Raw genomic sequence first — 8,890 nt, 5'->3', positions numbered from 1 at the left:
AGTACATTTGATAGTATAATAACATGATTGATTTCTTCAAAAATCATTAAAACAGAAAACTTTTCTTCGTTTGTATTGTCTTATAGCCATAAACTTTTAAAACGAGAACTTATGGATGATATGATTAACAGGCATGATTCGATAGCCGAAGAAAATATCGAACCGAATGGCCGTCCGGCCAAGGACCAGTTTGAAGAATGGAGCGGTGAGGTTGCCGACCGTGCCGATGATGTATTCAAGAATGACAAGAAAGACGGTCCTATTAAAGACCGCGAGAAACGTATAAAAGAAATGGACGAAGTGATAAAAAAGGACCTTGAGTAAAGGTCCTTTTCTTTTTTCTTTAGTTTGCCGGAGTAACGATAGGTTCTTTGATAAAAATACTCCCTATCTCAATTGTTTTGTCATCAAATACATCTAGTCTAATATTTATCGATTCCTTTTCGGAAAGACTTATGAATTTTCCTTGAATATAATACTTCTGATTATCAATAAGATTGGAGGCTTCTTCCTCATCTAAAGCCGTTATAATTCTGAAAGAAATATTATACTTTCCGGTTTTTTGAAGGCTGCTACAGGTAAAGGATATAAGATATTTATATCCTTTATTATCGGTACTTTTAACTTTATCCATAGAAGCGAATTTGACTGCTATATCAGAAAGGAAATCAGGGTTATTCTCAAGTTCCTTTTCTAACAAAGAACGCAATTCTTTTCCTGCTTTTTTTCTTTGGATGTCATTGTTGAAACAATTAGGATGTCTAGATATATATGCGTCTAAAAAAGCATTTATTTTTTCTCCATCAGCGTTCCCTTCTTCTAGCATTGCGTTTACTGCTGCTATGCTATCATTGAGGCGTATATCATAGTCTGCATTGTTTGATTGTGTTGTTTTTGAAGACTTGTTTCCGTAGCAGGAAATTAAGCATGGGATGATTAGAAGAATAGTGGCAAATTTTGTGATGTTCATGTCCAGTACACTATTAAAGTTCAAAGTTGGGAGAGAAAAAAGTGGAGCGTATCGGACTCGAACCGATCACCTTAACACTGCCAGTGTTACGCTCTAGCCAGATGAGCTAACGCCCCTTTCTTGTCTTATATGATAACGTTTGTAAACGAATCTTTTTTTTGTTGCCGCAAATATAATGCATTATTCTGAAATAATTGCTATGTTTGCGGTAAATAATAGTATGAAATTAAGATATGCTGATTTATAATACAACTTTTCAAGTGGACGATGACGTTCACGACAATTTCATGATTTGGATAAAAGAGAGTTATATCCCTGAAGTACAGAAACACGGTGCGTTGAAGGCACCGCGTATTTGCCGGATATTGAGTCATCGGGAAGAAGGAAGTGCGTATTCTTTGCAATGGGAGGTAGAAAGCAGTGGGTTATTACATCGCTGGCATTTGGAACAGGGGGTGCGACTGAATGACGAACTGGTAAAAATATTTAAAGATAAAGTGATCGGATTTCCGACCTTGATGGAGGTGATAGAGTGATTCAACCGGTAAAAGAAAAGATAATCCTGGGGATTGACCCCGGTACGACAATCATGGGATACGGGGTTCTAAGGGTGAGGGGAACCAAGCCCGAAATGATTGCGATGGGGATTATCGACTTACGTAAATTTGCCAATCACTATCTGAAACTTCGTCATATCCATGAACGGGTATTGAGCATTATTGAAAGTTATCTACCGGATGAGTTGGCTATTGAAGCACCTTTCTTCGGAAAAAATGTGCAATCGATGTTGAAGTTAGGTCGTGCACAAGGGGTAGCAATGGCAGTAGCGTTGAGCCGGGATATTCCAATCACCGAATATGCCCCTTTGAAGATAAAAATGGCTATCACCGGAAACGGGCAGGCATCAAAAGAACAAGTGGCGGATATGCTGCAAAGGATGCTACGGTTTTCAAAAGATGATATGCCTACTTTTATGGATGCAACAGATGGTTTGGCAGCGGCTTATTGTCATTTCCTGCAAATGGGGCGACCGGCAATGGAAAAAGGGTATAGTAGTTGGAAGGATTTTATAGCGAAGAATCCGGATAAGGTGAAATAAAGCATTTAATTTTATGGGGGGATAGATATGGTGTGTAGCATAGGGGGAGGTTTAGAATGAAGATAGGAAATAATTATTTAGCGATATTGGGTGTGACTACAGTGACAACAGTGATGAGTTGTTCCCCAACGAAGAAGGAATATACTTCTTTTGAATTATATCCGGTTCGTACGGGAAGCCTTACAGAGATGGAATATACGCCGTTGGCAACCAAATTTTTCCTTTGGTCACCAACAGCAGAAGAGGTGCGCCTGATGCTTTATGATGCCGGAGAAGGCGGACATGCTTACGAAACAGTAAAGATGGAACTCGGTGAGAATGGAACCTGGACGACATCCGTAGATAAGGATCTGCTCGGCAAATACTATGCTTTCAATGTAAAAATCAACGATAAATGGCAGGGCGACACGCCGGGGATTAATGCTCACGCTGTAGGAGTGAACGGAAAGCGTGCAGCTATCATCGACTGGAAGACTACCAATCCGGAGGGGTGGGAGAATGACCGACGTCCTTCTCTGAAATCTCCTGCTGATATGATTATCTATGAAATGCATCATCGTGACTTCTCTGTCGACTCTACTTCGGGAATAAAAAATAAGGGCAAATACCTTGCACTGACTGAACATGGGACGGTGAATTCCGGCAATCAATCAACAGGTATCGATCATTTGGTAGAACTGGGAGTGACACATGTGCATCTTCTTCCTTCTTCTGATTATGCTTCTATCGACGAAACAAAATTAGATGAAAATCACTATAACTGGGGATATGATCCGGTAAATTATAATGTGCCGGATGGTTCTTATTCAACCGATCCTTATCAGCCTACTGTTCGCGTGAAAGAGTTCAAACAGATGGTACAAGCGTTGCATAGAGCTGGAATACGCGTGATAATGGATGTGGTTTACAATCACACTTTTAATACACTTGAAAGTAATTTTGAACGTACCGTTCCCGGCTATTTTTACCGTCAGAAAGAGGATGGCACATTGGCAAATGGTTCAGGGTGTGGCAATGAAACAGCAAGTGAACGGCCTATGATGCGTAAGTTCATGATAGAGTCCGTTCTTTATTGGATAAAAGAATATCATATTGACGGCTTCCGCTTTGACTTGATGGGGGTGCATGATATTGAAACAATGAACGAGATTCGAAAGGCTGTCAACAAAGTCGATCCTACTATTTGTATCTATGGAGAAGGTTGGGCGGCTGAAGCTCCTCAATATCCGGCAGATTCATTGGCGATGAAAGGAAATATTTCCCACATGCCCGGAATTGCTGTGTTTTCGGATGAATTGCGCGATGGACTTTGTGGACCTGTATGGGAGAAGGACAAAGGAGCTTTCCTTGCCGGAGTGCCGGGGGGAGAAATGAGCGTAAAATTCGGAATTGTTGGAGCTATTAAGCATCCGCAAGTACGCTGTGATTCCGTAAATTATAGTCAGAAGCCATGGGCGGAACAGCCTACCCAGATGGTTAGCTATGTTTCCTGTCATGATGGTTTGTGTCTGGTAGACCGATTGAAGGCAAGTATGCCGGGAGCTACTCCCGAACAGTTGGTTCGACTTGATAAACTGGCACAAACGGTAGTCTTTACTTCGCAGGGAATTCCTTTTATCTATGCAGGTGAAGAAGTGATGCGTGATAAACAAGGGATAGACAATAGTTATAAGAGTCCGGATGCCGTCAATGCCATTGACTGGAGACGCAAAACGACGAATGGAGATATTTTCACGTACTATAAACGACTCATTGATCTTCGTAAGTCTCATCCGGCTTTCCGTATGGGAAATGCAGAAATGGTCCGGAAGCATCTGGAGTTCCTTCCGGTTGAAGGGCAAAACCTGATTGCGTTTCGCCTCAAAGAGCGTGCGAATGGAGATAGCTGGGAAGATATTATCGTAGCCTTTAATTCCCGTACGACTCCTGCACGACTGGAAATTCCTGTTGGTAAATATACGGTAGTATGTAAAGATGGAGTGATAGATGTGCGTGGATTGGGTACGCAAACCGGACCGGAGGTGATTGTTCCTGGTCAGTCTGCGTTGATTATGTACAAGTAGTTTTTTTCTGTTTACTACAATTCCAAGATACTCAAGTTTTTTTCATGCAGTAGACTGGCTGCCTGTTTCAGTCTGATGGAACAAATGAAATCATGTGCCGGCTGGTTAGTCGGCACTTTTTATTTATGGCATATATAACAACTCAACGTTGGTTGCCGGCATTTCTATCATCTTTAAATAGATAGAATGAATAACAATAACTGCCGTGATCCGCTCTTTCCTAAATCCTTCATTTTCCTCCTATTCATCGGCAATCTTAATTGGGATGTAACATTACGACAAGTATTTGTAACATACGTAAACGATGATGTAACAAGCGAGTAATGATTTGAATCAAAATTTTTGGGTAAGCGGAGAGAAACTTCCTAAGTTTGCAAAGTGAAATTCAGGATGGAGTGTTTTTCTTTCCGGATTACTAATAAAGACATAAAAGAAAAGATGGATAATGAATAAGTATTGGTTTTATAAGGTTGGGTTAGTAGTTGTGTTCCTTTGCTTCGCTCTGTTGGGTGAAGCAAAGGTTAAACTTCCCACTCTTGTTTCCGACGGAATGGTGCTTCAACGCGGGGAGCCTGTCAATATTTGGGGGACGGCTGATCCTGATGAAACTGTTAATATAACTTTTCAAAAAAAGAAATATAAGACCGTTGCCGATGCGCAAGGCAACTGGAAAGTGATCTTGCCTGCCTTGAAAGCTGGTGGTCCTTACACAATGATTATTAATGATATAGAGTTGAAGGATATTCTTGTGGGTGACGTTTGGGTATGTTCTGGCCAGTCGAATATGGAATTACCTGTTTTACGGGTTACAGACCGTTTTCGGGATGAAATATCTGCGGATAATGATTATCCGATGGTACGCTATATAAAAACTCCTCTATTGTATAACTTTCATGCTCCGCAGGCAGATATTCCGGGAATTTCCTGGAAGGCTATGACTCCTGAAAATGTGATGTCTTTCTCTGCTTTGGTTTATTTCTTTACTAAAGATTACTTTCAGAAAACAAAGGTTCCGGTAGGAATCATAAACTCCAGTGTCGGAGGTTCACCGGTAGAAGCGTGGATCAGTGAGGAAGGTTTGAAACCTTTTCCTTATTATTTGAACGAAAAACGTATCTACGAATCAGATGACTTGGTAGAATCAATGAAAAAAGAAGAGAGCAAGAAAAGCCGTGCCTGGAATGTAGCACTGTATCAGGGAGATAAAGGAATGCATGAAGCCATCCCTTGGTATGCTGCCGGCTATGATGACAGTGATTGGACACCGACCGATTTGTTTGCTTCCGGTTGGGCTACTAACGGATTGAATACAATCAATGGTTCCCATTGGTTCCGTAGAGATTTTCAAGTGTCCGGGCAACAAGCGGGAGAGAAGGCAACTCTTCGCCTGGGATGCATCGTAGATGCAGACTCCGTCTATGTAAACGGTACGTTTGTGGGAACTGTTTCTTATCAATATCCACCACGTATCTATACCATTCCCGCCGGATTGTTGAAAGCTGGAAAAAACACAATAACCATACGTCTTTTCAGTTATGGCGGTTTCCCTCATTTTGTAAAAAAGAAACCCTATAAGATACTTTTCGGAAAAGGCCAGCCGGAAAAAGGAGAATCGGAGATTAGTCTCGAAGGTAATTGGAAATATCGCCTCGGTGCTCCCATGCCTGCTGCTCCGGGGCAGACAGCCTTTCATTATAAACCTGTAGGACTTTATAATGCTATGATTGCCCCATTGCTGAATTATACGGTATCTGGTGTTATCTGGTATCAGGGTGAATCGAATGTGTCTCGCAGAAATGAGTATAAAGACTTGTTGACGGCGATGATTGCGGATTGGAGACAGCATTGGAACCGACCTGATATGCCTTTCTATGTGATTGAACTGGCGGATTTCCTCTCACCCGAAGATAAAGGAGGGCGTGCTGCCTGGGCAGAATTCCGGAAAGTGCAGGCAGAAGTAGCCAATACAAATAAAAATGTCACTCTAATTAAAAACGGTGATTTAGGAGAATGGAATGATATCCATCCATTGGATAAAAAGACGTTGGGACAACGTGTTTCCCAGGCGGTCTTTCAACAAAGAGTCAAATAAATTAAAAAAGAGATTAGTACCATGAAAACACAGACTCAAAAAGTGTCGATGGCCGAGAAAATCGGTTATAGCTTAGGTGACGGTTCGGCGAACCTGATTTTCCAGATGATGATGATGTTCCAACTCTTCTTCTATACAGATGTGTTTGGAATCAAAGCAACAGCAGCAGGTATGATATTGCTGGTCGCACGCATTTTCGATGCGTTTGTCGATCCGGTGGTAGGTATCCTGTCCGACAGAACCAACACCCGCTGGGGTAAATACCGTCCCTGGTTGTTGTGGACAGCTATTCCTTTTGCCGTATTCTTCATTTTGGCATTTACGACACCCGATTTGAGTGAGCGTGGGAAGATTATTTATGCAGGTATCACTTATACCTTATTAATGTCTATTTACTCCTTCAATAATACCCCGTATGCCTCTTTGGGCGGTGTGATGACAAGTGACATCAAAGAACGTACCAGTATCTCGTCCGTCCGTTTTGTGACAGCTACAATCGCCACTTTTGTTGTGCAGGGGCTTACTTTGCCATTAGTCTCCAAGTTCGGGCAAGGAGACGATCAACGTGGATGGTTCCTGACAATTACCCTGTTTGCCATCATCGGAGTTGTTCTTTTAGTAATCACATTCTTCTCTGCCAAAGAGCGTATTACGCCTCCCGTAGGTCAGAAAACTTCCGTGAAACAGGATTTTAAAGATATCGTAAGCAGCCGTCCATGGAAAGCGATGTTTATCCTAACCCTCTTTTTGTTTACGACATTGGCTATGTGGGGCAGCAGTATGTCTTACTACTTTAATTATTTCGTAGATAAAACAGCCCTTTTTGACTTCCTGCAAAATTTTGGATTAGTACGGATAGAAGGAGAAACTTATGGAATGTGGCACACCTTTCTTGATGCTTTCGGACTGATTGCGCAGCCCGATCATAGTAATGTGTTTGCTGTAGGTTTCAGTTTGTTCAATATGATTGGGCAGGTTATCACTTTGGCGGGTGTAATATTGCTTTCCGGATTTCTTTCCAATATCTTTGGCAAGCGGAATGTATTTTTGATCTGCCTGGCACTGACAGCCTTTTTTACAGCCCTGTTTTTTGTGGTAGATTCGACAAACATAAGTATGATCTTTATTATTAACTGTTTGAAGAGTTTGGCATACGCACCTACTATTCCATTGCTTTGGGCAATGATGGGAGATGTTGCCGATCATTCAGAATGGGTGAACCATCGTCGTGCGACAGGATTTGTATTTGCAGGTGTAGTCTTTGCCTTGAAAGCCGGACTAGGTATAGGGGGAGCTATTTGCGGTGCGATTGTCGATTCGTTCGGTTTTGTATCTAATACAGTACAGACAGAAAACGCTATTTTCGGTATCCGTTTGACATCCAGCGTGATTCCTGCCATCACTTTCTTTGTAGGAGTAATTGCTTTGTTCTTTTATCCTATTTCTAAGAAGTTGAATGAGCATATTCAGGACGATTTGGCAAAACGCCGCCTGGAAAACAATTGATTAATAACTATAACTAATAGATAGACTATATGAAGACTTCGATAAGAACAACCGTAGTTTCTTTGTTGGCTGCTGTAGCCCTGATAACTAGTACTTCGGTAGCTTTTGCACAAGAAACAAAGACTTTGAAAGAAGCTTTGAAGGATAAATTCCTGATAGGAACAGCAGTGAATACACGACAAGCATCCGGTCGGGATAAGGCAGGAGTGCGCGTAATTCAGGAACAATTTAATGCTATTGTAGCAGAGAATTGTATGAAGAGTCAGGAAATGCATCCGAAGGAGAACCGTTATAATTTCACACAGGCAGATGAATTTGTTGCTTTTGGAGAGAAAAATCATTTGGCAATCACAGGACATACGTTGATTTGGCATTCGCAGCTTTCTCCCTGGTTCTGCGTGGATGAGAATGGCAAAAATGTGTCTCCGGAAGTATTGAAGAAACGGATGAAAGATCATATCACCACTATTGTGAAGCGTTACAAAGGCCGTATTAAAGGTTGGGATGTGGTGAATGAAGCGATTGAAGATAATGGAGCATATCGTAAGACTAAGTTTTATGAAATTCTAGGTGAAGAATATATCCCATTGGCTTTTCAATATGCACACGAGGCCGATCCGGATGCAGAGCTTTATTATAACGATTATTCAATGGCTCAACCGGGCAGAAGAGCTGCAGTTGTGAAGATGGTGAAAGACTTGAAGAAACGTGGTATCCGTATTGATGCGGTGGGGATGCAAGGACACATCGGCATGGACTATCCGAAAATCAGCGAGTTTGAAGAAAGTATGCTTGCCTTTGCCAAAGCGGGAGTGAAGGTAATGATAACAGAATTGGATCTGACTGTATTGCCATCACCCGACCCCAAGGTTGGTGCGGAAGTCTCGGCATCTTTTGAATATAAAAAAGAGATGAATCCTTATTCGGACGGATTACCGGAAGAAGTATCAAAAGCATGGACAGAGAGAATGAATGATTTCTTCCGTCTGTTCCTGAAACATCAGGATATCATAACAAGAGTTACAGTTTGGGGAGTAGCCGATCAGGATTCGTGGCGTAACGACTGGCCGATGAGAGGACGTACGGATTATCCATTGCTTTTCGACCGCAATCATCAGCCGAAACCGGTAGTTGATTTGATTATAAAAGAGGCTATGCAG

At 41.8% G+C, this 8,890-nt stretch carries 8 protein-coding genes and 1 tRNA gene; 7 read left to right on the top strand and 2 right to left on the bottom strand.

What is annotated here, in order from left to right; all coding sequences use genetic code 11:
* Positions 1–111 precede the first annotated feature (111 nt).
* Positions 112–324, top strand: coding sequence for a hypothetical protein (locus BXY_RS22365; RefSeq protein ID WP_004312688.1), 213 nt, complete (start codon positions 112–114; stop codon positions 322–324).
* Between the two features lie 19 nt (positions 325–343).
* On the opposite strand, the gene BXY_RS22360 is transcribed toward BXY_RS22365, so the two are convergent.
* Both BXY_RS22360 and BXY_RS22355 read right to left on the bottom strand, forming a co-directional pair.
* The gene (locus BXY_RS22360; protein WP_008026027.1) at positions 344–970 is read right to left on the bottom strand and encodes a hypothetical protein; all 627 of its coding nucleotides are present in this window, start codon (positions 968–970) and stop codon (positions 344–346) included.
* Between the two features lie 42 nt (positions 971–1,012).
* A tRNA-Ala gene (locus BXY_RS22355) sits at positions 1,013–1,086 on the bottom strand.
* 117 nt (positions 1,087–1,203) lie between these two features.
* Here BXY_RS22355 and BXY_RS22350 point away from each other — a divergent pair.
* The 6 genes from BXY_RS22350 to BXY_RS22325 form a co-directional block, all read left to right on the top strand.
* A complete protein-coding gene (locus BXY_RS22350; RefSeq protein WP_004312687.1) occupies positions 1,204–1,506 on the top strand; it encodes a DUF4286 family protein in 303 nt (100 codons plus the stop codon).
* Entirely contained in the window at positions 1,503–2,069 is a 567-nt protein-coding gene (ruvC, locus tag BXY_RS22345) for a crossover junction endodeoxyribonuclease RuvC (protein ID WP_004312686.1), read from the top strand. The genes BXY_RS22350 and ruvC overlap by 4 nt, the downstream gene beginning before the upstream one ends.
* A 56-nt stretch (positions 2,070–2,125) precedes the next feature.
* Complete coding sequence (gene pulA, locus BXY_RS22340) at positions 2,126–4,132, top strand: type I pullulanase (protein ID WP_015533012.1); 2,007 nt, start codon at positions 2,126–2,128, stop codon at positions 4,130–4,132.
* Positions 4,133–4,577: 445 nt separating this feature from the next.
* Positions 4,578–6,224, top strand: a complete 1,647-nt coding sequence (locus BXY_RS22335; protein ID WP_015533011.1) for a sialate O-acetylesterase — start codon at positions 4,578–4,580, stop codon at positions 6,222–6,224.
* 21 nt (positions 6,225–6,245) lie between these two features.
* A complete protein-coding gene (locus BXY_RS22330; protein WP_008644892.1) occupies positions 6,246–7,730 on the top strand; it encodes an MFS transporter in 1,485 nt (494 codons plus the stop codon).
* A gap of 29 nt (positions 7,731–7,759) precedes the next feature.
* On the top strand, positions 7,760–8,890 hold a 1,131-nt coding region (locus BXY_RS22325; protein WP_208946895.1), incomplete at its 3' end, for an endo-1,4-beta-xylanase.

Origin of the sequence: Bacteroides xylanisolvens XB1A (assembly GCF_000210075.1) — a bacterium.
GTDB lineage: Bacteria > Bacteroidota > Bacteroidia > Bacteroidales > Bacteroidaceae > Bacteroides > Bacteroides xylanisolvens.
This window is presented reverse-complemented; position numbering and strand designations above follow the sequence as displayed.